The 23,112-nt window shown below is 69.8% G+C and carries 29 protein-coding genes and 1 pseudogene; 29 read left to right on the top strand and 1 reads right to left on the bottom strand.

What is annotated here, in order from left to right; genetic code table 11:
- Positions 1 to 12: 12 nt before the first annotated feature.
- The 11 genes from HNQ79_RS34675 to HNQ79_RS31430 all read left to right on the top strand — a co-directional run bounded on the left by HNQ79_RS34675 (position 13) and on the right by HNQ79_RS31430 (position 14,082).
- On the top strand, positions 13 to 4,866 hold the full coding sequence (locus HNQ79_RS34675) for a peptidoglycan DD-metalloendopeptidase family protein (protein ID WP_185036397.1): 4,854 nt from the start codon (positions 13 to 15) through the stop codon (positions 4,864 to 4,866).
- Complete coding sequence (locus HNQ79_RS31475; protein ID WP_185036396.1) at positions 4,866 to 7,106, top strand: hypothetical protein; 2,241 nt, start codon at positions 4,866 to 4,868, stop codon at positions 7,104 to 7,106. The genes HNQ79_RS34675 and HNQ79_RS31475 overlap by 1 nt, the downstream gene beginning before the upstream one ends.
- Before the next feature lie 57 nt (positions 7,107 to 7,163).
- Complete coding sequence (locus HNQ79_RS31470; RefSeq protein ID WP_229923810.1) at positions 7,164 to 8,201, top strand: DUF5047 domain-containing protein; 1,038 nt, start codon at positions 7,164 to 7,166, stop codon at positions 8,199 to 8,201.
- Complete coding sequence (locus HNQ79_RS31465) at positions 8,198 to 8,818, top strand: hypothetical protein (RefSeq protein ID WP_185036394.1); 621 nt, start codon at positions 8,198 to 8,200, stop codon at positions 8,816 to 8,818. Before HNQ79_RS31470 ends, HNQ79_RS31465 begins: the two co-directional genes overlap by 4 nt.
- Before the next feature lie 12 nt (positions 8,819 to 8,830).
- Positions 8,831 to 9,463, top strand: coding sequence for a hypothetical protein (locus HNQ79_RS31460; RefSeq protein WP_185036393.1), 633 nt, complete (start codon positions 8,831 to 8,833; stop codon positions 9,461 to 9,463).
- A gap of 61 nt (positions 9,464 to 9,524) precedes the next feature.
- On the top strand, positions 9,525 to 10,412 hold the full coding sequence (locus HNQ79_RS31455; protein WP_185036392.1) for an N-acetylmuramoyl-L-alanine amidase: 888 nt from the start codon (positions 9,525 to 9,527) through the stop codon (positions 10,410 to 10,412).
- A complete protein-coding gene (locus tag HNQ79_RS31450; RefSeq protein WP_185036391.1) occupies positions 10,409 to 10,780 on the top strand; it encodes a hypothetical protein in 372 nt (123 codons plus the stop codon). Before HNQ79_RS31455 ends, HNQ79_RS31450 begins: the two co-directional genes overlap by 4 nt.
- Positions 10,781 to 11,215 (top strand): hypothetical protein, encoded by a 435-nt coding sequence (locus HNQ79_RS31445; protein WP_229923809.1) that lies wholly within the window; start codon positions 10,781 to 10,783, stop codon positions 11,213 to 11,215. It abuts the gene before it with no gap.
- A complete protein-coding gene (locus tag HNQ79_RS31440; protein WP_185036390.1) occupies positions 11,212 to 11,574 on the top strand; it encodes a hypothetical protein in 363 nt (120 codons plus the stop codon). Before HNQ79_RS31445 ends, HNQ79_RS31440 begins: the two co-directional genes overlap by 4 nt.
- Positions 11,575 to 11,576: 2 nt before the next feature.
- Positions 11,577 to 11,903, top strand: coding sequence for a hypothetical protein (locus HNQ79_RS31435; RefSeq protein WP_185036389.1), 327 nt, complete (start codon positions 11,577 to 11,579; stop codon positions 11,901 to 11,903).
- Between the two features lie 556 nt (positions 11,904 to 12,459).
- Entirely contained in the window at positions 12,460 to 14,082 is a 1,623-nt protein-coding gene (locus HNQ79_RS31430) for a TROVE domain-containing protein (RefSeq protein WP_185036388.1), read from the top strand.
- Between the two features lie 117 nt (positions 14,083 to 14,199).
- On the opposite strand, the gene HNQ79_RS31425 is transcribed toward HNQ79_RS31430, so the two are convergent.
- The gene (locus tag HNQ79_RS31425) at positions 14,200 to 14,532 is read right to left on the bottom strand and encodes a DUF6233 domain-containing protein (RefSeq protein ID WP_185036387.1); all 333 of its coding nucleotides are present in this window, start codon (positions 14,530 to 14,532) and stop codon (positions 14,200 to 14,202) included.
- Positions 14,533 to 14,946: 414 nt separating this feature from the next.
- Between HNQ79_RS31425 and HNQ79_RS31420 the strand changes: the two genes are divergently transcribed.
- The 18 genes and pseudogenes from HNQ79_RS31420 to HNQ79_RS31335 form a co-directional block, all read left to right on the top strand.
- Positions 14,947 to 15,132 (top strand): hypothetical protein, encoded by a 186-nt coding sequence (locus HNQ79_RS31420; protein WP_185036386.1) that lies wholly within the window; start codon positions 14,947 to 14,949, stop codon positions 15,130 to 15,132.
- A gap of 88 nt (positions 15,133 to 15,220) precedes the next feature.
- Complete coding sequence (locus tag HNQ79_RS31415) at positions 15,221 to 15,433, top strand: hypothetical protein (protein WP_185036385.1); 213 nt, start codon at positions 15,221 to 15,223, stop codon at positions 15,431 to 15,433.
- Entirely contained in the window at positions 15,430 to 16,050 is a 621-nt protein-coding gene (locus HNQ79_RS31410) for a hypothetical protein (protein ID WP_185036384.1), read from the top strand. The genes HNQ79_RS31415 and HNQ79_RS31410 overlap by 4 nt, the downstream gene beginning before the upstream one ends.
- On the top strand, positions 16,047 to 16,421 hold the full coding sequence (locus tag HNQ79_RS31405; protein ID WP_185036383.1) for a hypothetical protein: 375 nt from the start codon (positions 16,047 to 16,049) through the stop codon (positions 16,419 to 16,421). Before HNQ79_RS31410 ends, HNQ79_RS31405 begins: the two co-directional genes overlap by 4 nt.
- Positions 16,418 to 16,621, top strand: a complete 204-nt coding sequence (locus tag HNQ79_RS31400; RefSeq protein ID WP_185036382.1) for a hypothetical protein — start codon at positions 16,418 to 16,420, stop codon at positions 16,619 to 16,621. Before HNQ79_RS31405 ends, HNQ79_RS31400 begins: the two co-directional genes overlap by 4 nt.
- The gene (locus HNQ79_RS31395) at positions 16,618 to 16,983 is read left to right on the top strand and encodes a DUF6197 family protein (RefSeq protein ID WP_185036381.1); all 366 of its coding nucleotides are present in this window, start codon (positions 16,618 to 16,620) and stop codon (positions 16,981 to 16,983) included. The genes HNQ79_RS31400 and HNQ79_RS31395 overlap by 4 nt, the downstream gene beginning before the upstream one ends.
- Positions 16,980 to 17,180 carry a hypothetical protein gene (locus tag HNQ79_RS31390; protein ID WP_185036380.1) on the top strand — a complete coding sequence of 67 codons (201 nt, stop codon included), beginning with the start codon at positions 16,980 to 16,982 and terminating at the stop codon, positions 17,178 to 17,180. Before HNQ79_RS31395 ends, HNQ79_RS31390 begins: the two co-directional genes overlap by 4 nt.
- Complete coding sequence (locus tag HNQ79_RS31385) at positions 17,180 to 17,533, top strand: phiSA1p31-related protein (protein ID WP_185036379.1); 354 nt, start codon at positions 17,180 to 17,182, stop codon at positions 17,531 to 17,533. Before HNQ79_RS31390 ends, HNQ79_RS31385 begins: the two co-directional genes overlap by 1 nt.
- Positions 17,526 to 17,909, top strand: coding sequence for a hypothetical protein (locus HNQ79_RS31380; RefSeq protein WP_185036378.1), 384 nt, complete (start codon positions 17,526 to 17,528; stop codon positions 17,907 to 17,909). The genes HNQ79_RS31385 and HNQ79_RS31380 overlap by 8 nt, the downstream gene beginning before the upstream one ends.
- Complete coding sequence (locus HNQ79_RS31375; RefSeq protein WP_185036377.1) at positions 17,906 to 18,409, top strand: hypothetical protein; 504 nt, start codon at positions 17,906 to 17,908, stop codon at positions 18,407 to 18,409. Before HNQ79_RS31380 ends, HNQ79_RS31375 begins: the two co-directional genes overlap by 4 nt.
- A gap of 163 nt (positions 18,410 to 18,572) precedes the next feature.
- Entirely contained in the window at positions 18,573 to 18,905 is a 333-nt protein-coding gene (locus tag HNQ79_RS31370) for a hypothetical protein (protein WP_185036376.1), read from the top strand.
- The gene (locus HNQ79_RS31365) at positions 18,902 to 19,723 is read left to right on the top strand and encodes a PD-(D/E)XK nuclease-like domain-containing protein (protein WP_229923813.1); all 822 of its coding nucleotides are present in this window, start codon (positions 18,902 to 18,904) and stop codon (positions 19,721 to 19,723) included. The genes HNQ79_RS31370 and HNQ79_RS31365 overlap by 4 nt, the downstream gene beginning before the upstream one ends.
- Positions 19,724 to 19,732: 9 nt before the next feature.
- Positions 19,733 to 20,512 carry an ATP-binding protein gene (locus HNQ79_RS31360; protein ID WP_185036375.1) on the top strand — a complete coding sequence of 260 codons (780 nt, stop codon included), beginning with the start codon at positions 19,733 to 19,735 and terminating at the stop codon, positions 20,510 to 20,512.
- Positions 20,509 to 20,859 (top strand): hypothetical protein, encoded by a 351-nt coding sequence (locus HNQ79_RS31355; protein ID WP_185036374.1) that lies wholly within the window; start codon positions 20,509 to 20,511, stop codon positions 20,857 to 20,859. Before HNQ79_RS31360 ends, HNQ79_RS31355 begins: the two co-directional genes overlap by 4 nt.
- On the top strand, positions 20,856 to 21,224 hold the full coding sequence (locus HNQ79_RS31350; protein ID WP_185036373.1) for a hypothetical protein: 369 nt from the start codon (positions 20,856 to 20,858) through the stop codon (positions 21,222 to 21,224). Before HNQ79_RS31355 ends, HNQ79_RS31350 begins: the two co-directional genes overlap by 4 nt.
- Positions 21,221 to 22,078, top strand: a complete 858-nt coding sequence (locus HNQ79_RS31345; protein ID WP_185036372.1) for a hypothetical protein — start codon at positions 21,221 to 21,223, stop codon at positions 22,076 to 22,078. Before HNQ79_RS31350 ends, HNQ79_RS31345 begins: the two co-directional genes overlap by 4 nt.
- Positions 22,078 to 22,353 carry a WhiB family transcriptional regulator gene (locus HNQ79_RS31340; RefSeq protein ID WP_185036371.1) on the top strand — a complete coding sequence of 92 codons (276 nt, stop codon included), beginning with the start codon at positions 22,078 to 22,080 and terminating at the stop codon, positions 22,351 to 22,353. The genes HNQ79_RS31345 and HNQ79_RS31340 overlap by 1 nt, the downstream gene beginning before the upstream one ends.
- Positions 22,350 to 23,112, top strand: a pseudogene (locus HNQ79_RS31335) (hypothetical protein); the annotation flags it as partial. The gene HNQ79_RS31340 and the pseudogene HNQ79_RS31335, both read left to right, overlap by 4 nt.

The raw sequence follows: 23,112 nt of genomic DNA, 5'->3' as shown, positions 1-23,112 counted from the left end.
TGGGGGTGGCCGGTGGCTGGTGCAGGTGTGCTCGTCGGGCGCGGATACGTCAGCATCCGGCCCGAGTTCGAGGGCGACTGGTCGCGGGAAGCGAGCGCTCGCGCCTCCAGTGCGGGCAAGTCCGCCAGTGGAGGCTTCGCCAAGGCGTTCGGCAGCGGAATGCGCGGCATCGGTGCGCTTGCCGGTGTCGCGGTCGCGGCGAACCTGTCGAACGTCGCCGCCGCGTCGGCCGCCCTGGCACCGGCGCTGGCCATGGCGGGCACAGCGGCGGCAGCCCTCAAGCTCGGCATGTCGGGTGTCGGTGAGGCCTTCAAGGCTGCGTTCGCCGACACCTCGGGCGAGGCCAAGGCCGCAGCGTCTGCCACGCGCGCGGTCGAGGGCGCCCAGCGCGGGCTCGCGTCCGCGCAGCGCGCCCTCGCGGACGCACGCGTGCAGGCGGCCGAGCGAGTGCGGGAAGCGCAGCGGGCGGTCGCGGACGCCGAACGCGGTGTCGCGGAGGCGGTGGAGCAGTCCGCCCAGCGACAGCGCGACGCACAGGTCCAGGTGCGCGACGCCGAACGTGACCTGCGGGACGCCCAGTCCGACGCCCGGGACGCCCAGGTCTCCCTCACGGACGCCCGCAGGGATGCGGTGCGAACCCTGGAGGACATGAACCAGCGGCTCGCCGAGTCGCACCTCGACGAGCGCGAGGCCGTCCTGCGCCTCAAGCAGGCCGAGGACGAGCTGAAGGCCGCACAGAAGAAGCCCGGCGTGAAGCCGGAGGAACTCGCCAAGCTCCAACTCGCCTACGACCGGGCCTCGCTCAACCTGAAGGAGCAGCGCAAGGACACCGCACGCCTGGCCGCCGACACGTCGAAGGCCAACAAGGCGGGCGTCGAGGGCTCCACGCAGGTCGTCGCCGCGCAGAAGCGGGTCGCGTCTGCCGGCCAGACGGTGGCGGACCGGCAGAGGGCTCTGTCCAAGGCGCAGGAGAACGTCCGCCGCACCGGCGTCGACGGCGCTCGTGCGGTAGCTGACGCGCAGCGTGACCTCGCCGACGCGCAGGCCGGCGTGGACAAGGCACGCAGCGACGGGCAGCGGCAGGTTGCGGACGCCCAGCGCGCGGTCGGCGACGCCGCCCGTGCCGTTGCCGACGCGCAGGCCGCAGCAGCCGCGCAGACCAATGCCTTCGACGAGGCCATGGCGAAGTTGGCGCCCAACGCGCGGAGCTTCGTCACCGCGATCAAGGGGATCGCCCCCGCCTGGGGCGCCATGAAGCTCGGCATTCAGAACCGCCTGTTCGAGGGCATGGACGTCGCGGTCACCGGCCTGGCCACCAAGGCCATCCCGATCCTCCAGCGGCAGCTCACCGCAACCGCAGGCACCTGGAACGCAATGGGGAAGTCTGCCATCTCGGCAATCAACTCCATGGCGACCAGCGGCATGCTGGAGAAGGTCATGGAGGGGGCGAACCGTTCGTTCGCCCAGTTCAAGGACACCCCTGGGCAGCTCATCACCGCGTTCGGTCAGCTGTCCCTGGCCGCGCAGCCGGCGTTCGAGCGGCTCATGGGCCAGTTCGCCGGGGCGATAAAAAGCTTCACTGATGGCATCGCCGCGAGCTTCGCCTCGGGAGGCCTGCAACAGGCCGTCGACACCGCGTTCGGGATCATCTCCCAGTTCGGCACTCTGCTCGGCAACGCGCTGGGTGCGGTCTCCCAGATCTTCCAGGCAGCATCGGACGCGGGCGGGTCGATCATCGCCTCGCTGTCCGCGGTCTTCGCCGAGCTCAAGCGCATCCTGTCCGCTCCGGAAATGCAGGCCGCCCTGCGCACGCTCTTCGGGAGCGTCGCACAGATCGTCGGTGCGATCGTCCCGGTCATCGGGGCCATCGTGCAGGCGATCGTGCCGCTGGTCGCTGCAATCCTGCCCCCGATCGCTGCCATCGCCAAGGTCCTCGGTCCGGTGCTCGCACAGCTCGCCACGACCCTCGGCGCAGCCCTGATGCCGATCATCAAAGCGTTGATGCCGGTGGTGCAACTGCTGGGTGTTGCCCTGGTGCGGATCGTGCAGGCACTGATCCCGCTTCTCATGCCGGTGGCCGCACTGATTACGACGGTGATATCCGCGCTCGCCCCGGCCCTGACGCCGATCATCGACGCCATCGTTGGGTTCGTCCGGGTTCTCGTCGGTCCGCTGTCCGCCCTGTTCACCGCCCTGAACCCCGCCCTGCGAGTCCTTGCCTCGCTGGTCACCACGGTGTTCCAGGCGCTGACGCCGATACTGGGGCCGCTGATCACACTGATCGGCCAGGCCGCCACGCTGCTCGTCGGGCTCTTCGCCACGGCCCTGAACGCCGTCCTGCGGGCTATCCAGCCGCTCATCCCGATCGGGATGAGCCTGCTGCAGTCGGTCATCGGCGCCCTGACTCCCATCCTGCCCATCCTTGGCACAGCCCTGACGGCTGTGGCCAGGGCGCTCGCCGCGCTGCTCGCGCCCATCGCCGAGGTCTGGTCCTCCCTGGCCAGCCAGCTCGCCCCGGTCATCGGCCAGCTGGTCCCGGTCATCAGCCAGCTCGCGGCCTCGCTCACCGGGGGCCTGGCGGCGATCCTGCCGCCCCTCATCTCGACCTTGATGATCCTCGTCAGGGCGTTCAGTCCGCTGTACCCGCTGATCACCGAGATCGTCGGCATCATCGTCGGTCTCGGCGCATCCGTCCTGCGCGCCCTGCTGCCCCCTCTGGTGCAACTGAACAAGGCGTGCGTCAGCCTGATAGTCGCCCTGATGCCGATCCTGCCTCCGGTCGCCAAGCTCATCGGACTCGTCCTCAAGCTGGCGGTGGGGGTGCTGTCGTTCCTGCTGCCCCCACTGGTGAAGCTCGTCGGCTTCCTGGTGGGCGTGCTGGCCCGCGCCCTGGGTGTCGTCATCGGGTGGATCGCCGGACTGATCAACATCATCGCCCGGCTGGTCAACTGGGTCCTCACCAAGCTGGGACCCGCCTTCACCTGGCTGAACCAGCGCGTGATCGGGCCCGCCTGGCGGGCGATCCAGGCCGTCATCAAGTGGGCCTGGGACACCGTCATCCTGCCGATTTGGCGCAGCATCCACGCTTGGATCCGCAACACCCTCGGCCCGGCCATGTCCTGGCTGAACACGCGGGTGGGGGCGGTGTGGCAGGGCATCCGCCTGGCCATCTCCATCGCGTGGGAGCGCTGGATCAAGCCCGCGTTCGACCGGATGCGGCGCGCCATCGCCCTGGTCGCCGAAAGCTTCCGGCTCGCCAAGGACGCCATCGGTCGACAGTGGGACCGCATCCGCGACCTGACACGGGGCCCCATCAAGTGGGTCATCGACATCGTGTACAACCGCGGCATCGTCGGGCTCTGGAACGCGGCGGCCGGCGTCCTGCCGCTCACCAAGCTGAAGCCGTTCAAGTTCAAGGAGGGCGGGCGCACGGAAGGCGGTGTGCCCGGCAAGGACTCCATTCCGATCCTCGCCATGGCGGACGAGTTCATCGTCAAGCGCGACTCCGCCCGCAAGATCGGCTTCGGCGCACTTGAGTACATGAACCGCACAGGCTCGGTCCCCGGGTTCGCCACGGGCGGCCGGGTCGGCGAGACCCGTGGCGCCCACGGAGGCATCGGCGACTGGTTCGGCGGCCAGATCAAGAAGATCGGCGGCCTTCTCGGCAACGCCAAGGACTGGATCCTCGGCGGCATCCACAAGGCCGCCAGCCTCGCGGCATCGCCGATCCGCGACCTGATCGGCAAGATCCCCGGCGCGGACGGAGGATTCGGCAAGCTCGTCAAGGCACTGCCCACCGCCGTCCTGAACCAGGCGCTCGCTGCCATAAAGGGCGGCGAGGACGGGCAGTTGTCCGCGGGCGGCGACTGGGTCAAGCCCGTCGACGCCGGATACGGAACGAAGTTCGGTGTCGCGGGCCGCATGTGGTCCTCGGGCCGCCACACCGGCCTCGACTTCCCGGCCGCGCTCGGCAGCGCCGTCAAGGCAGTCGCCTCCGGACAGATCACCGGCGCCAAGTCGGGCGGCCCCTACGGCAACCACCTCGTGGTCAGCCATGGCGGCGGCCTGCAGTCCCTGTACGCACACCTCTCACAGATGATCCGCACGTCGGGAGCCGTCAACGGCGGCGACCTGATCGGACGGGTCGGCGCGACCGGCAACGTCACCGGCCCGCACCTTCACCTGGAAGCCCGCCTTAACGGCCGGCCCGTCGACCCGATGACCTACCTGACCGGCGGTGGCAACGTCACCGGCGGCGGGAAGGGCGTGGAGCGCTGGAGGGGCACCGTCCTCAAGGCGCTCGGCCTCGTCGGACAGCCCGCCTCCCTGGCCGGCATCACCCTGCGGCGGATGAACCAGGAGTCCGGCGGCGACCCCAACATCGTCAACCGGTGGGACTCCAACTGGAAAGCGGGCTACCCGTCCGTCGGGCTCATGCAGGTCATCGGCCCGACGTTCAAGGCGTTCGCGGGTCAGTTCAAGAACACCGGACCCTTCAGCTACGGCACCTCGACAAACCCGCTGGCCAACATCTACGCCTCGATGCGATACGCCCTCTCGGCCTACGGCGGCCTGTCCAAGGCTTACGGGCGGCCGGGCGGCTACGCGGAGGGAGGCACCCCGCAGCCCGGCGAGTGGGCGTGGGTGGGTGAACGCGGCCCTGAGCTCATCAAGTTCGGCGGCCCGTCGCAGGTCTACAGCCATCGCGAGTCCATGGCCTTGGCATCCGGCGGTCGGCCCGGTGGCGAGGGGCTGCGCGTCGAGGTCATCGCCCGCGACAAGGCCTTGGAAGACATCGTCGATGTCCGCGTCTACCGCATGGCCAATGAGCTGAAGCACGTGGTCCTGGCGCAAGGGGGTGGCTGATGCCGATCCCCGGAAACCTGCTGAGTGCGGTCACGGAGTCCATTGACCCGAACACGTCGGGCTGGGCTCCGCTCCTCAACTGCACGCTGTCGAAAGCCACGGGCGGCCGGAACGGCGGCACCGGCTGCCTGGCGATCACGAGTGTGGCGGCGGGCGAGATGCGGGCCCGTACCGCCTCCTCGTACCCGGTGGCGGCGGGCACGGTCTACTACGCGTTCTCGGACGCGAGTGGCACGGTGCCCGAACGGATCGGTATCCGCTGGCTGAACGCGGCCAACGCGGAGATCAGCATCCTGTGGTCGCTGACGACTACTGCGGCGTCGACGACCTGGCACCGGATCAGCGTGGCGGGTGCGGCACCGGTCGGCGCTGTACGCGCGCAGGTCGTCATCTCGTCGACCCCTGCGGCCGGCGCTGTGGTGACCTACGCGGAGAACATCTACCTGGGGCTGCCGATCCGGACTGTCGGCAACCTGCTGTCCTTCGCCGCGGAGACGACGGAGGTCTCCGCCGGTCAGTGGGCTGCCGAGGTCAACGCCACCCTCGGCCGCCAGGTCCCCGCGCTCAGCTGGGCGGTCGACAACTACCTGGGTGGCGGCCACACCCTCACGATCACGGCGACCGGCGCGGGCAACGCGGCGGCGCTGTGCGTCGAGCGGCCGTCGGTCACGCCGGGCACCGAGTACCTAGCCTACGCGTACATCAACCCGCCGGCGCTGGCGTCGGATTGCTGGATTGAGCTGCGGTTCTACGACAGCAACGGCAATCAGATCCAGGCCACCCGGAGCAGTCTCGCCGCCCCCGGCACGGGCTTCTACCGGCAGAGGGTGGCCGCCTTCGCGCCCGCCCTCGCCGCGACCTGCTCGGTCGCGGTTGGCATCAACGGCGCGTCGGCCGGGCAGATCGTCCGCCTGGAGACCGTCGTCGTCACGGTGGCGCCTCCGCTGCAGGCGGGCAGCGTCGTCCCCTACGCGGACGGCAGCTTCGAACAGGGCATCGCAGGCTGGACGCGGCCGACCGGCGTTGCCACGCTGGCCCGCTCGACGCCGTGGGGTACCTACGGCCTCGACGGCTCCTATGCCCTGACCGTGACGTCGGCGACGGCCACCGCGTCGACGATCCGGTCCGCAAGGTTCCCGCTGCCGTCTGGCTCCGGCGGCAGCGGGTTCCGCCTCATGGCGGGCACGCAGGTCACGGCCGGCGGATGGTCGGCCGTCCGGGGTGTCCGCTGGTACAACGCGGCGAACGCCGACGTGGGCTACACCGGCTCACCCTCCGGCGCGATCCCTGGCACCGGCTGGTGGTACCTAAGCAACGACGTCACCGCCCCCGCCACAGCCACGCAGGCCGCCGTCGAGTGGACGGTCACCGCTACCGCCGTCAACAGCGTCCTGCGCATGGACACGGTGGCGCTTTGGCCGGCCCTGCCGCTGATCGCTGTGACCGCTGTGGATTCGACAGCGTCCCTCACCCTCACGGTGCGCGAGCTCCCGACGGGTGACCTCGTCACCGTGTACCGGGTGCTGAGCGACGGTGCCCGCACGTTGGTCCGGGGGCCGTCCGGCCTGATGGACCGGGTGCCGCTGGTCTCGGACCTGCTGGTGGTGGAGGACTACGAGGCGCCTCTCGGGGTCCCCGTGTCGTACTACGTCGAGACGCGGTCCTCGGTCACCGATGCGCTGACGACCTTCCGGACGTCGGGGACGGCGACCATCACGGCAGGCGACGCGAACATGGCCTGGCTCAAAGACCCGGGGAACCCGCAACGGAACCTCCGGGTCATGGTGCAGAAAGCGCCCACCTGGCAGCGCCCCGTCGAGCAGTCCGCCTACCGGGTCAAGGGCCGCCGGAACGCGGTGGTCCTGTCCGGGGTCCGCGCTGGCCTGGAGGGTGAACTCGCCGTCTGGACGCAGTCCGACGACGAACGGGCTGGGCTGCACTGGCTCCTGGACTCCGGGCGCACTCTGCTGTGGCAGGCCGTCCCGGGCATGGGCGTCTCGGACCTGTACGTGTCCGTCGGTCAGATCACCGAGGACCGTGCGGGCGGCGCGGCGATGGACGAGTGGCGGGCCTGGCAGCTGCCTCTCGTCGAAGTCGACCTGCCCACCACCACCGGCGTCAACGGGTCAGGCGGGCGGACCTGGGTGGACGTCCTCGCGGAGTTCGCCACCTGCACGGACCTGCTCGCCGCCTACGAAACGTGCGAGGACCTTCTCCTCAACCGCCGCATCGGGGGGTGATCCGTGTACCCGGTGTCCCCCCGATTCCTGGCCCGCCTTGCCGAGTCGCACCGTCCGGTGACCGAGGTGCTCCTCATTCGCACCGACGGGGAGGTCGTGCCGCTGGAACACACCGGCGGGAGCGTCCCGGTTGACCGCGGGCAGTCGATCCGCCGGACCTGCACCGTCACCAGCGCCGACGTCTCCCTCATCCCGAGCACCCCGATGGACAAGCTCGCCATGTACGGGTCGCGTCTGCGGATCAGCCGCGGCGTCGACTACGGCGACGGCACGCAAGAGCTGGTGCCGCTGGGAGTGTTCCGGCTCGATGAAGTCATCGGCGATCCGTCGGATGGGCCCGTCACTCTTACTGGCAAAGACATCTCGGCATGCGTGGCCGACGACAAGTTCACTTCGCCGTACCGCGCGACAGGCACTGTGGTCGGCGCCATCGAGGCGATCATCCTGCGCAGTCTGCCCGACGCGACGGTCATCTCCACGATCATCGACGTCCCGATCGGTGCACGCACCTGGGACGTAGAGGCGGACCCGTGGGCAGCCGTGCAGGAAATTGCAGCCGCGGCAGGGGCGATCTGCTACGTGAACCCCGATGGCATTTTCGTGGTGACGACCCTGCCTGACCTGCTCACCACCGACCCGGTATGGGCGGTCGAGGCAACCGAGGACGGTGTGTACGTCCGCGGGTCGCGAGGGATGAGCGCGGATCGGGTCCACAACGGGGTCCTGGCCCGCGGGGAGAGCGCGGAGAACAACCTCCCCCCGGTGCAGTGGCTCGCGACGGACACCGACACCGGCAGTCCCACGTACTGGGGCGGCCCCTTCGGGCGGCGGCCGATGTTCTACAGCAGCTCGACGTTGACCTCGGTGAACGCGTGCCAAGCGGCAGCGAACCTGAAGCTGGCCGCCAGCAAGGCGCCGAACTCGAAAGGCGACTTCTCCTCGCTGCCGAATCCAGCCCTGGAGTGCGGCGACGTCATCCGCGTAACCCACCCCGACGGCTTGCGCGAGCTGCACCAGGTGCAGTCGTTCGGGGTCCCGCTCGACGAGGGCGGGGATTTCCCGATCGCCACGATTTCGGCGAAGGAGGACGCGTGACCTCGAGTCACTCCCAGGTCCGCGCGCTCGCGGGCGCCCTCAAGCAGCAGGCCGCACAGGTCGGGGCCGCCACACCGTCCGTCCGGGGTGCAGATTTCCGCCTGGCCGTCGTCGCCACCGTCGGTACGGACGGCACGGTCACCACCTCCGACGGCATCACCGCCCGCCGCGACGAGACCTACCAGGCGCCCGCCGCCCTGGACACCATCGTCCTGGAGTCCAGCGGCTCGGGCAGCTGGATTGCCCGCGGCCGTCTCGCCTCGACGACCTCGCCGACAGGGGAGTGGGTCACCCCGGCTCTGGCCACGGGGTACACCCCGCTACTGGGCGCCCCGCAGTACCGATCCGTACTCGTCGCCGGGCAGTTGACCATGCAGTGGAAGGGCGGCGTCCAGTGGACGACGTCCGGCACGCCACCGCTCGCTGGCGCTTGGCTGGCGGCAGCGCTGCCCGTGGCTTACCGGCCGCCGGGTCAGCGCACCATGCCGGTCGGCGCCGGCGGGGCGGTGGTCAAGCTCGACGCCACCGCGGCAGGCCAGATGACGATCGTCAACACGACCGCAGGAGGGCTCACCACCTGGGTCAGCCTCCACAACGTCTCGTACACCCTGACCTGACCTAGGAGTCCCATGCCGACGACAGACGCCTACGGGCAGGGCATCAGCATCGCCTCACCCACCGACCCGCCGGACATCCCGGCCGCGATCCAGGCTGTGGCTGCGGGAGTCATCCCCCGCGGGGTCAACCGGTACACGAGCGCCTCGCAGCGCAATGCGACGATCACCAGCCCCGTCGGGGGCATGGTCGCCTTCCTGGCCACAGAGAAACTCCTCACCCTCTACGACGGTGCTGCCTGGGTGGTCATCGCTGCAGGGGCCTCGACATGGTCGACGATCTCCATGGCGTCGGGATATGCCCACAACGGCAACGACAACGGGAACGCCCAGTACCGGATCGTCAATCTGGCCGGTGAGCTCTCGGTCATGCTGCAGGGCGGCATCAACGTCCCCTACAGCGGCTCGCCGGCGACCATCGGCAACGGTGGCATCCTCAACTCCGTCGCCCTGCCATCCGCGGCCCGACCCGGCAGTCTCCGCACCGTCGCCGCAGCGTGCTCCCAGGTCACCAGCACCTCGAACACGGTGAAGTTGGACGCGCAGTCGGACGGCTACCTCCGCATCGTCGGCACCACCCCGTCGAACGCAACCAACCGCGTCACGCCCCCATGGGTCAGCCTGAACGGGCTGTTCTACAGCCTCTGACCTGCACCACCTCACCGCGCCGCCCCGCAGAGTCGGGGCCTTTTGCATGTCTGGAGGCATCGTGACCAGAACCGGACCCCAGCGGATCCCCGGGGCCGTGCTCGACCTGTTCTTCGGGAACGACCGCTACTCAGGCTCCGACATGGAGGTCAACTGCGGCGTCATCCACACCACGGAGGGCTCCACCCTCTACGACTACAACCAGGGGTCGTCGGCACCGACGGTCACCTCCGTGCCGGACTTCAAGAACAAACGGCTCGTCCACCACCAGCACTTCGACATCGACGAGTCCGCCCGTGCCCTCGTGAACAAAGCCGGCGGGGTGCTGACGAACACGGCGAACGTCTTCCAGTGGGAACTCGTCGGCACCTGCGACCCCGCCCGGCACGCGGACTGGACGCGGCGGGGAGTCCCGCACATCTACTGGCCCGAGCCGCCCGACTGGGCAGTGCGCGACATGGCCTGGCTGATGCGCTGGCTGCTCACCAACCACGGCGTTCCGCTGGTCGGAGTGCCGGAGTGGCGGGCGTACCCGGCGAGCTACGGCAACACCAGCGTGCGCATGACCTTCAGCCAGTGGACCAACTTCCGCGGCTGGTGCGGCCACCAGCACGTGCCCGAGAACGACCACGGCGACCCGGGCAACCTGCCCTTCGCCCGCATCCTCGCCGCCGCGAAGGGCGGCACACCCCCCGAGGAGGACGACGTGGCACTGACCGACGCAGAGATCAAACGAATCGTCGACAAGGTCTGGGCACAGCGCATCACCAGCCCCACCGCCGACCCGAAGAAGGGCGACCCCACCCGGTCGGCCAGCACCTTCCTCGCCTACCAGGACAAGTTCCACCACGAGCTGATGGCCCGCTTCGACGCAGTCGAGAAGCAGATCAACGACCGCATCGAAGCACAGCTCAAGGCACTCATCGAGGCACTCCAGGAGGACAAGTGAAGATCTTCGGCAGAGAGCCCGTCGTCATCCTGGCGTTCATCGCCATCACCCTCAAGCTCGGTTCCGCCTACGGGCTCGACCTGTCCGTCGAGCTCCAGACCGCGATCGTGGTGGCCCTCTCCTGCGCCGTCGCCGTTGCCGAGGTGTTCATCCTCAGGTCGGGTGCCGCTTTCGCCGCGCTCGTGAACCTCGGTCACGCCGGCGTAGCTCTCTATCTGGCACTTGGTCGCGACATGACGGTCGAACAACAGACCCTGTGGGCAATCGCCATCGAGGGAGCGGTCGCCCTGTTCGTCGTCCGCCCGCAGGTCACCGCCCCGATTGCTCAACTGCGAATCGAGCAGTCGAGCGTGGTGAAGGCGGCCTGAGTGCTGCGTCTGACGGCGCGGCACGTCCAGGCCCGAGTGGGCCGCCGCGGCACGGCCCTGATGATCCTTGGCACGGCGAAGGTGTGCTTCGGGCTCGGCTACGCCCTTCAGCCGGTCCCCGATCCGATCGGGCTCGGGCTGCTCACCAGGCTTGCGGACATCCGTTGCTGGTCCTCGGTGTGGATCATCTGCGGAACGGTCACCTTCGGGTGCGCCTGGCTGCGCGTCGGCCGGGACTGGGGCGGATTCGTCGCCGCTCTGATCCCGCCCTTCGTGTGGGGCGGCGCGTTCCTGTGGGGGGCACTGTCGGGTGAATACGCGCGCGGGCTGGCCTTCGCCGCGTGGTACGCCATCGGGCATGTGGGTTTGATCTTGTGGGCGGCATCGGTGCCCGAGCACTCCGTTCCCCACGCGGCACGGAGGGAGCGTAGATGAGCGGAGCATGGCAGGTGATCGGGTCGTTGCTGGGCGCGGTCGCACTGCTGGGCGCGGGTCTCTTCGCCGCGCGGGCGACGCGGGCGGCGGCGCGAATGACCGCGGAAGCACAGCGGGCGACGGCCGCGGTGGCGGCGGAGCCTGCCCAGCGTCAGGCCGATCTCGCCTCGTTCCGGGAGATTCGGGAGGGCCTGGAGAGGAAAGTTGACCGCACGGAGCACCGCATCGACAGCCTCAGCGGGCTGGTGCGTTCCTTCTCCTGGTACGTGTCCGAGCTGACCGGTCTGATGAGGCAGAACGGCATCGATCCTCCGCCGCCTCCGGAGCGCGTGGATCAGTACAACCGAACTGGAGTGTGACCATGTCGCAACGACCGGCCCGCCCGCGAGTCGACGACACGGCCGGTGACCTGGAGTCGCTGGTCCGTCTCGGTCTCGCGGACCCACCGCCCGTGCCTGCGCCGCCACCCCCTGCCCGCGGGCTGCCGGACGCTGCACAGTCCGGGATGGAGCGCGCCAACGAAGCCCGGCTGCAGGCCGCCCTGTCGGAGTCGGGCGTGGCGAAGGGGTCCCGCGACGAGGAGGTCATCGACGTGCTGGCCCGCCTCGACCCGGCAGACGTCGACGCGGTCGCCGCGTGGCTGAGGCAGCGGAAACCCAGGGACGAGTCGGCCGGACCGCAGAAGTGAAGAAGCCCCCACCGCCTTCGGGCGGTGGGGGCTTTCGTCGCGTCTGCGGGGTCGCGTCGATATCGATGCGTGGCTGGGCAGGTAGTTGGTACGGTCGGAGCGCCGACCCCGCTCCGGCGGGGATGATCCGCTTCTGTGTTTCAGAGGTCGGTTGACCCCGCTTCGGCGGGGCGCCCCCTCCCTGGCTTCACCGCCGGGGAGGGGGTTTTGTCATGCCAACTCGCCTGTGCCGAGATGGAATTCCTACTCCGTGTCCGTGCCGCCGTGTACGCTGCTGCTACAACTTCATGCACCTCCCGGTGCGCAGGCCCGCGGTTACTTCTTTGGTAAAGGCACCGCATCGCCGACTTTGATCTCGGGAGGCACAGCATCGGGGGTGCCCGGTGCGCAGGCGACGGATACTTCCACTGCTAATGGGGTGGTCGCGGGTTCGAGTCCCGCCGGTGGCTTAGCGGCTTCCGTAGCTCAGTTGGTAGAGCACCTTGTCTCCGTCACCGACTTTGATCTCGGGCACCTCACTGCTGCGCTTCCCCTCCATGTGAGGGGATTTTTTCGTATGTCACGCTTCAACGTCCGCACGGCTCGTCCCGCTGCCAGCTCGCCCGTGACCACGACCGGGGAGCGCACCGTCACCGCCGAGGGCGGCACCGGCTACCTGCGTGACACCAAGTCCGCGCTGTTCCTCCTCGCCGTCTCGAACTTCGTGGGCACCGACACCTTCTACGAGAAGGGCGGCCAGCGCGACGACCGCTACACCCAGCTCGTCCGTCAGGTCGCCGTCATCGATCCGGAGTGGTGCACCGGCTTCCTGCGGTGGCTGCGCTCCGACGCCAACATGCGCACCGCATCCCTGGTCGGGGCCGCCGAGTTCACGAAGGCCCGCCTCGAAGCCGGCGCCGTCGGGCACTCCCGCCAGGTCATCGACTCCGTTCTCCAGCGGGCCGACGAGCCGGGCGAGTTCCTCGGCTACTGGACCGGCAAGTACGGGCGGAAGCTCCCCAAGCCCGTGAAGCGCGGCCTCGCCGACGCGGTGCAGCGTCTCTACAACGAGCGGTCGCTGCTCAAGCACGACACGGTCTCCAAGGGCTACCGGTTCGGCGACGTCCTCAACCTCGTGCACCCCAGCCCGGCCGACGGAAAGCCGTGGCAGGGAGACCTGTTCAAGCACGCCCTCGACCGCAGGATGAAGCGGGACGAGGACATCCCCGCCCGCCTCTCCACGCTCATTGCGCGGGATCAGCTGATGTCCACACCAATCGCCGACCGGCGCGACGTCCTCGCCCGCCACCAGGAGCTGCTCCAGCGTGCAGGCATGACGTGGGAGGCGCTGGCCGGCTGGCTGCAGGGGCCCATGGACAAGGCAGCGTGGGAAGCCGTCATCCCCTCCATGGGCTACATGGCGCTGCTGCGGAACCTGCGGAACTTCGACGAGGCCGGAGTCTCCGACGAGGTCGCCGACACGGTCGCCCGCAAGCTCGCCGACCCCGAGCAGGTCGCCCGCTCCCGGCAGCTGCCCATGCGGTTCTACTCCGCGTTCAACGCCGCCCCGTCGCTCCGCTGGGGTCACGCCCTCGACAAGGCCCTCACCGCATCCCTCGCCAACATCCCGACGCTCGACGGGCGCACCCTCGTCCTCGTCGACACGTCCAGCTCGATGCACGAGTCGTTCTCACGGGACGGCTCCCTGATGCGCTGGGACGCCGCGGCGCTGTTCGGGATCGCCCTCGGCATGCGCTGCACCCAGGCGGACGTGGTGTCGTTCTCCTCCGCCCGCTACTACGTGAACGAAGCCCCCGGGGCGAAGGTCAAGGCGTTCCCCCTGACCCGCGGGGGCTCGCTCCTCGGCGACGTGCGGAAATGGAAGGACGGCGGCTGGTTCCTCGGCGGCGGCACCGACACGGCCGCTGCCATTCGCGAGACCTTCCGCGGGCACGACCGGGTCGTCATCGTCACCGACGAGCAGGCCGGGCACGACGCGCACGAGGTGACCGCGAGCATCCCGCAGACGGTGCCGCTGTACACGTGGAACCTCGCGGGGTACGCGGCAGGCCACGCCCCGTCCGGCGGGCAGAACCGGCACACGTTCGGGGGCCTCACCGACCAGGCGTTCCGGATGATCCCGCTGCTGGAAGCTGGCCGGGACGCACGGTGGCCCTGGGAGAACGCGCTCGGCGCCTAACGCAAGGTGCGGCCAGCATGGCGGGCTGAGCCCACGCCCCGAAGGGTCGTTGCGACACGAATGCTGGCCGCGCACACACCGTAGATCAGGCAGAGGACGGGGCACCAGACCCGTGCGCTAATCCAGCAGCCCCAGTGCCGTGTCTGGCCGACAGGCCGGGCATGCCTCCGCACCCTCGACCAGCGCCCGCCTGGCCGCGTCGACCCCGATGCCCCGCACCCGCCCACCGTGGAACCCGCAGTACCCGCAGTGGACCGTGCCCGGCCCACCGGCAGGGCTCGGTTCGGCCAGCCACTCCGGCGGCGGCTGCGCGAGGCGCTCCTCCTCCCTGCGGCGGGACACCTCGGTCTCCTCCGCGACGCGGATAGCTGCCCGTATCCGCTCCAACTGCATGGCATGCCAGGTCTCCAGCGTGAGGAGGCGTGGCAGGTCGGGGGGCAGGTCGGACATGTGTTCGATTATAGGGCCGTGTCAGCAGCCCGGCTGAGTTACGTCGTCTGTTCCTAGTGACAGCACCATGTCACCGAGGAGGATGCGATGGAATGCACGTTCTGCGGGATGCCGCTACGAGGGAGCGAGCCCGACCTGGTCTGGAGCCACGGTGCCAACCGGGACCCGTTCTGTGATAGCGAATGCGAGCTAGCGGAGGCAGTCGACCGGGACATCGCGCACTCGGCGCAGTCGGCAGGCCGTCGGCGGGACCATTCCCTCTGCGGCGTCGCGCCGTGCAGCCACTGCCGCTGAAGCCCGTCCGACTGTCAGTGCCCGCCGATAAGCTGGCCGGACACACCCCCTAGTACAGGGGATGCTGCTGCCCCACCGCCCCCGCCCGGACACGTGTGGACCAAGGATGCTGCTCGCCTTATGAGCCTCAGCGTCTCCACGCTCTGGAACTACCACCACCTCGGCAAGGGGCCCCAGCCCAAGCGCTACCACGGCCGCCTCGCCTACAAGATCAGCGAGATCGAGGCGCACGTCCGAGGAGAACTCGAAGGCGCCGACAAGGACAACCACGAGAGCCGCCCCGCCGAGCTCTCCACCGCCGCCTAGTCGGCAATTCGGCCCCACCGCCGGGCTTCGACACACCGGCAGCAGGGCCTCCGCAGCAACCCTCGCCACTGTGAAAGGAGGGAGCCACGTGCTCCCCATCGTCGCACCAACCTCTCCGGTCCCTGACCGGATCCTCCTCGCGGAGAAGGCGGCGTCCGACGCCGCGTACCTGGTCCGCCTGTGCGGCACCCCGTTCACCGCTGAGGCCCGCGAGTACCAGCTCGCCGAACTGGCCCGCGCGAACAAGGTGCTGGCGAGCTTCGACCCCCGCCTCGTCGTGACTGCGGGAGGCACCCGATGACCGACTACCCCGACATCGCCGCCCGCTTCGCCCGTGACACGGCCGACCACCGGATGACGGTCCTGCACGACGACGGGCTGTACCGGCACCTGCGGTTCGCGCCGCTCGATAACTCCCTCTACTGGTGGGACCTGCTCACCTGGCCGTACAACCTGATCGTCAACGGGTCGCACGACTCCTTCCACTTCTGCCGCTTCGGGCCGGACACGGAGGACATGCTCGTCTTCTTCCGCTCCGGAATCTGGCGCGACGGCTCGCAGCACATCAACCCCGGCTACTGGGGGGAGAAGGTTCGTGCGGGCGAGTTCAAGTCCTGGTCGGAGCCGAAGTTCCGCGCCTGGGTGACCGAAGAGGCCGCCGCACTGGAGGCCCGATACCCGGGCACCGTGGAAGCAGTCGGCAGGCAGATCCTTCACTCCGACGAGCACAGCACGGAGTACGAAGAGACGGCCCGCTTCGCGTGCAACCAGTTCCGCTTCGGCGAGGTCACGCTTCGGTTCCCTGACAACTGGGACCTGTCGTTCGAAGACTTCGACTGGCGCTACCTGTGGCAGTGCCACGCCACCGTCGCTGGCATCGCCCAGTACGACGCCGCCCGGAAGCAGGTGGCGGCATGAGCGCCCGAGATGACCTGCTGGAGTACGCCGACCGCTACGGCTACACCGAGCACGTGAACGCGCTGCTCGACGCCTATCGCGTCGAGGTGCTGGCCGCCGAAGCTCCGGCGCGGCTGAAGGCTGAGCAGCAAGCGCAGGAACGCGCCGCAACCCCAGCCCTGCCGTGGGCCCACCGGCTCAACGACGCCGACCTTCACGCCTTCCTCGACGGGCTTGCCCATGCCGCATCGAACCGGTGGCGGATCAAGCACAAGATCCCCGATTCGGAGACGCTGCTCCTGGTCGAAGCCGCGTGCGCGAAGTGGCGGTCGATGGTCGAGATCGTCGAAGCCAGTTCCTCCGAGACAGCCGATGCGGAGGCGACGTCATGAGCATCGACCGCCTCGACGTCCCGGCCGCACAGGTCGCCTCCGACATGGCCGCCCTGATCGCCCGGCAGCGGCTCGACGATGCCCTGCATGTCGTCCAGGACCACGACCTCGACCTCGTCGACGCCACGTTCCTGCGCCTGGCCGCCGTCTTCAACTGGGGCCCCGTCAGCCTGAAGAAGCAGCCCGGGAGGGTGTCATGAACGACCGCGAACTGTTCCTGAAGGCCGCCGACGTGGTCCGTGGGCGGGGGTTCAACCAGGGGTACTACTGGGGGCCGGACCCATCCGGCTCGACGGCCAATTGGTCACGGTGCCCGGTGTGCATCGCGGGAGCCCTGTCCGTGGCGATCACCGGTGACCCTGTCCCGCCCATCCTCTGGACCGACAGCACCCGGGGTACGTACAACGCAGTCGCCTCACGCCTCGCTGACCTGATCGGCATCGAGAACGATCAGATCCTGGAGCCAGTTGGCCGCCTCGGCGCCTGGAACGACGCACCCGAGCGGACCGCAGACGAGGTCATCGCCGCACTGGAGTCGGCAGCTGAGCGGGTGACGTCATGAGCCGCTACCTGCGTGTCCGCGACCTCGAAGAGTCCGAGCTCGCCGAGGCCGACCGGCTGGCCCACCGCCTGTACGGGCCCGACGAGAAGAAGTGGCCCGAGGCCGCTATCAGCGACTACCTCGGCGTCCTCGCCACCATCCACGGCCAGCACACCGGCAAGCCCCGCAAGCCCAAGGCACGCAAGGAGGCCGTCTGATGGCCCACTACCAGCACGACGGCCACTGGTTCGACCTCACGTGCACCTACGTCGACACCGCCGGCGTCGAATGGCGCTGGACTGGCAAGTGGACGGACGGCGCGCCGCCAGAGCCGCTGATGCAGTCCACGTACCACGGCAAGTTCGACGCCGACAGCGCAGTCCCGCTGCCCACCGTGTACCGGGACCACGGCCCGCTCATCAAGGTGCTGGCGCCCGTCTCGGCTGCCGCACTCAGGGCCGCGCTCCTCGGACCGTCGTCCGGCTACGTCGCCACGACCGCCGCCGGCTTCACCGAGACCTTCGCAGCCTTTGAAGCCCGCATCATCCCGAGGGGGACCCGCAATGCCTGAGCCCAAGCCCTTCCCGACCGGCGTCCTCATCCAGACGGACGGCACGTACACCGACCTGGCGGTCACCGAGAACGACCGCCGTCCGATCCTCATCGAAGCCCTGGGCGGGGAGCCCGACTTCACGCACTGGGGAACGGGCGAGAACGCGATCTGCGTCATCGTCTGCCAGGGCAGCGCCCACGACGACGCCTTCCTCTACAACGACCTCGCCACCAGGTTCGTCAATGAGGTCCGCGGCGGCAGCCTGATCTCTGGGCAGTACGGCCCGGTTGTCGTCCTCGGCTACCACCCGCAGGCTGACCAGCTCATGCACCTCAGCGACACTCACCGCGCCCTCCTCGCCAGCCTGGCGGCGGACACGGGGGAGGCGGCATGAGCCTCCACCTCCCCCTCCGCCCCGGCTCGGGCGGGCGCAGGGCGATCGACGGAGCCCACCGGCAGATCGCCGAGCGGGACGCCGTCATCAGCAAGCTCACCCTGGCGAACCTTGATCTGCAGAAGCGGCTGGCCGCAGGCGGCGAGCAGTACAACAGCCTCGTCTCCGCCCACGTCGACCTGGACCGCGCCCTGAAGGCGGCCGAGCACCGGGCTGCACTCGACCGGGACCTGGCCGCCTTCCACGAGGCCCGCATGCGGGGCCTGGTCAAGGAGCGCGACCAGTGGATGGCCGAAGCGCAGGAGCTGAAGCGGCAACTGGCCGGCCAGGAGACCCCCGTCGAAGCCGAGGCCGAAACCCGGCCTGCCCCCGTCCTCACCCTCCACCAGGCGTTCAGCGGCACCAGCCCGGCGCACGTCCCGAAGTGGGCGGCGAAGGCCCGGGACGCCGAGGAGACGCAGGAGATCCCGGTCGGCGAGCTCCAGGACGCCACCGCCTAGACCGTGCCGGGCCGCCGGATGAGACCGGCCCGCGGCCCGGCGCCCAAACCACAACCCCAGACCGGCCGTCGAGCCACCCCCCGGCTCCGGCCGCCGCCAGGCCCGCCCCGTGCTTCCCCCAACCGGGGCGGGCCCGGTCCACCACACCCTTCAGGAGGGTCACATGGCCACCGACACACCCACCATCACCGCCGACACCGCCCGCCACGTCCTGTGGGGGTACGGGTCCGAAGGCGGCGCCGAACCTGGCACCTTCACCAAGCACGTCATGGCCGCCATCTCCAGTGCTGACGTCGCGAACCGGGCCATCCTCAGCCGCGCCTACCCGGGGCTGTACATGGCCATCCAGATCGCCCGCAGCGACCCCGACGGCATCGCGAAGCTCCAGCGCATCGCCGCAGGGCAGACCGGCCCGCTCAGCTGCCACTGCGGCGACTTCGCCGGCCCGTTCGACCTGCAGGGCCGCTGCGAGACCTGCGTCGAGGCCGCCGCGTGACGACCGCCGACACGATCGTCCCCGGGATGTACGACATCCCCGCCGAGCAGTACCACGGGGACCCGGTGCCCGGCGGCAGCCTCTCCTCGACCGGCGCCCGCAAGCTCACCGACTGCCCGGCCCGGTTCAAGTACGACCTCGACCACCCGCAGCCCCATAAGACGGTCTTCGACTTCGGCACCGCGGCCCACCGCGTCGTCCTCGGCGTCGGCCCCGAACTGGTGCTCGTCGACGAGGAGCGGTGGGACACCAACGAGACCAAGGCCACCGTCGCCAAGATCCGCGCCGCCGGGAACATCCCGCTGAAGCGGGAAGCCCTCGAGCGGGTCCACGACATGGCTACCGAACTCCTTCAGTACCCGCAGGCCGCGGAACTCTTGGCCCCGGGGGCCGGCGTCGCCGAGCAGACCCTGCTCTGGCAGACCGACGGCATCTGGTGCCGGGCCCTCCTCGACTACCTGCGCCAAGACGGAATCGTCGACTACAAATCGGCCCGCTCCGCCCACCCGGAGGCCATCGAGAGGGCCGTCCGTGAGTACGGCTACGCGCAGCAGGACGACTGGTACCGCACCGGAGCTGTCGAGCTCGACCTGATCCCGCCGACGGGGTCCTTCCACTTCGTCGTGCAGGAGAAGGAACCGCCGTACCTCGTGACCGTCGTCGAGCTCGACCTCGGGTGGCGTGAGATCGCCCGCCAGCGGAACGCCCGCGCGCTGTGGCTCTACGAGACCTGCCGCGCCTCCGGCTACTGGCCGCCCTACGCCACCGACACCGTCCTCATCTCCCCGCCCGCCTGGCTTGAGCGCCAGTACGTCTAGGAGCCACCCATGACCCTGCCCCCGCCGGTCCGCACCGGCCGACCGCAACAGCAGCAGCCCGACGAGGTGCCGTTCAGCTTCCGCCCCGCCACCAAGGCCGGCCGCAAGGCCCGCCTGTCCATCCAAGGGATGTCCGGCTCGGGGAAGACCTGGACCGGCCTCGGTATCAGCCACGGCCTTTCCGGCGGCGAGAAGTTCGCGGTCATCGATACCGAGAAAGGCGCCGCCGACCTCTACGCGGGCATCAGCGGCATCCACTTCGACACCCTCGCCATGGACCGCTACGACCCCCGAGACCTCGGCCGCGCACTCGAAGCCGCCGCCAAGGCCGGATACCCGGTCGTCTTCGTCGACAGCCTCAGCCACTTTTGGAAGGGCACCGACGGGACCCTCGACCAGGTCGAGCGGGCCAAGTCGAAGTACGGCGGCAACAAGTTCGCGGGCTGGAAAGACGGGACGCCGATCCAGAACGACATGGTCGCGGCGATCCTCGGCTACCCCGGCCACGTCGTGGCGTCGATGCGCTCGTACACCGAGTGGGTGCTGGACAACGGCAAGCCGAAGCGGGTCGGCATGCGGCCCGAGCAGCGTAAAGGCATCGAGTACGAGTTCGACATCGCCGTGGCAATGGACCTCGACAACCGGCTCGAAGTCCTCAAGTCCCGTTGCCCCGGCCTGAACCGCAAGGTTTTCGACAGGCCCAACGGCGCCGTCGACATCGCCGCCCCGCTCCTCGCCTGGCTGAACTCTGCACCCGAGAACGCCGTCGACGAGGAGGCCGGGCGATGACCACCCAGCTCCAGATCTCCGCCCCCACCCCGGGCACGGTGAACCCGGCCGCGGGCGAGAGGGCCAAGCGCAAGGGCATGGCGAAGGTCCGCCAGCTCGATCCCGAGTGGTCGGCCCGCTGCGACGAGAAGATCGCCGAGTTCGCCGCCCGCGGTGTCGTGTTCCAGGCCGCCGACCTCATCGAGGCCGGGCTGGACGAACCCCCGCACCCCAACTGCTGGGGCACCCGGTTCGCCGCCGCCGCCCGCGCCGGGATCGTCCGGCACGCCGGCTACGGCCAGTCGAAGCGGGCCACAGTCCACCGGTCCATCTGCCACCAGTGGGTCGGCACGGGGAGGCGGACGTGAGCATCTGGGCCCTGCTCGAAGCCTTCGAGTGGGCGGCCATCACCGGCGCCCTCTTCCTCACCGCGTGCGGCCTGTGGGTCACCTATCAGCTGGCCCGCCGCCTGCACCGGTGGCTCGCCGGCCTCCTGTACCGCACGTGGGCCCGGCTCCAGGGCAGCCCGCTCGTCGACGCCGAACCGATCGGCGAGGACATCCCCGACGGCTACCACGACCCCGAAGGACTCGCCGAGATGCGGCACCTCGCCCGGCTCGTCGAGCTCAACCCGCGGATCGACACCACGCCCGGCCTGCGCAACGACGCCTGGCTGGACCTCGAAGAGCTGTACCGACTGCCCGCGAAAACCCGGACGGAGGAGAACCAGTGAGCACCGCGACCAAGCCCCGAGTCCGCCAGCCCGGCCCCCTGCCCAAGCACGGAACAAGCGGCCGGTACAGGCGCGGCTGCACCTGCCCCCCCTGCACCACCGCGGAAACCCAGCGCGTCCGCAAGTGGAAGTACCTCCGCCAGACCGGCCGCAGCGGCTACGTGCCGTCCGGGCTGGCCATCGCCCGCATCTGGCGGCTGCGCGCCGCAGGGATGACCGACGTCGAGATCCGTGAAGCAGCGAAGCTCGGGCCCTCGCACATCTACCAGATCCTGCGCACCAAAGCGCCCCTGCTCCACACCACCGCCGCCCGCATCCTCGCCGTCCCCGCGCCTGCCCCCACTGATGAGCCCACCAGGAACGGGGCCAGCGTGCCCAGCCTCGGGACCATGCGCCGCCTGCAGGCCCTCACCGCTGAAGGTTGGCCGGCCAGCGAGCTCGACCGACGGACCGGAGCAGGCCGCGGCTACACCGCCTACCTCCTGCGCGGCAAAGGCGGGGACACGATGCGGCTGTCCACCGCCGCCAAGGTCACCGCTGTCTGCAGCCAGCTCGACGGCATCACACCCGAAGACCACGGGATCAACCGGCAGGCCGCCCGGCAGGCGAGGTCTCGGGCCAAGGCCAACGGATGGCCCGGCCTCGGCTACTGGGACCCGGACGACTTCGACAACCCCGACTTCGTCCCCGCCACCGCCGAGCCGCCCCGCTACCTGGTGCTCGCCGAGAACGGACTCGAACTCGAACGGCACGGCCACACCCGCGAGCAGGCCGCCGAGCGGCTCGGCGTCACCAAGGACAACCTCCAGCAGTCCATCAGCCGGTACCGCAAAGCGCAGCAGGAGGCGGCGTGATGGCCCACCGCGACTGGCGGCACGAAGCCGAGTGCCGGAAAACCAGCCTCCCCGACATGTTCTTCCCCGACGCCAGGCAAGCCGAGTACGCCAAGGCGTACTGCCGCGCCTGCCCCGTCGCCGAGCAGTGCCTGCGATATGCGCTCGACGAACGCCTCGACGAAGGCGTCTACGGCGGGCTCACCGAAGCCGAACGCCGCCGCATCCACCGCAGGAACACCCCCGGCAGCACGCCCGGAAGCAACCGCGGCAAGAAGAAGGAGGGGGCCGCATGAGCCGGGAACACGGAACCCGCGCCAGGTACGTCGTCGAGCGCTGCCGCTGCGAGCCATGCACAACCGCGAACAGGGCCGCCGAGAACGACCGCTACCGGCAGCAGGCATACGGGCGCTGGCAGCCCTACGTCGACGCCCGCCCCGCCCGCGACCACGTGCGGATGCTTATGGACTACGGCCTGGGCTGGAAGCGCATCGCCGAGATGGCCGGCGTCGGCCGAGGCACCGTCGAGAAGCTCCTCTACGGTGCCGCGCACCGGGGCATGGAACCGTCGAAGGGGGTACGCCCGGAGACCGCGAAGCGACTCCTCGCGGTCCGCCCGGAAGGTGAACGGCTCGGCGGAGCGGTGTGCGTCGACGCGACCGGAACCCGGCGCCGACTCCAGGCCCTGGTCGCCGCCGGCTGGCCGCAGGCCCAACTGGCAGACCGGCTCGGGATGGAGCCAGCCAACTTCGGCAGGACCCTGCGATCCGCCCGGGTGCAAACCGCCACCGAGCGCGCCGCACGGAAGCTGTACGACGACTTGTGGCGCACGGACCCGCGCGACCACGGAGTCATCAACCAGGCCTACAGCCGCGCCCGTTCCTACGCCATCGCCCACCGCTGGCCGCCCGTCGGGGAGTGGGACGACGACACCATCGACGACCCCGCGGCCTTCCCCGACTGGACCGGCCAGTGCGGAACCCCCGCCGGGTACAGGGCGCACTCCCGTCACCGCATCCCCCACTGCGATCCGTGTCGCCAGGCCGAGGCGGCGG

The sequence above is a fragment of the Streptomyces candidus genome (assembly GCF_014207445.1).
In the GTDB taxonomy this organism is placed as follows: Bacteria; Actinomycetota; Actinomycetes; order Streptomycetales; family Streptomycetaceae; genus Streptomyces; species Streptomyces candidus.
Note: the sequence above shows the minus strand (reverse complement) of the source record. Positions and strands in the feature narration are given on the sequence as shown.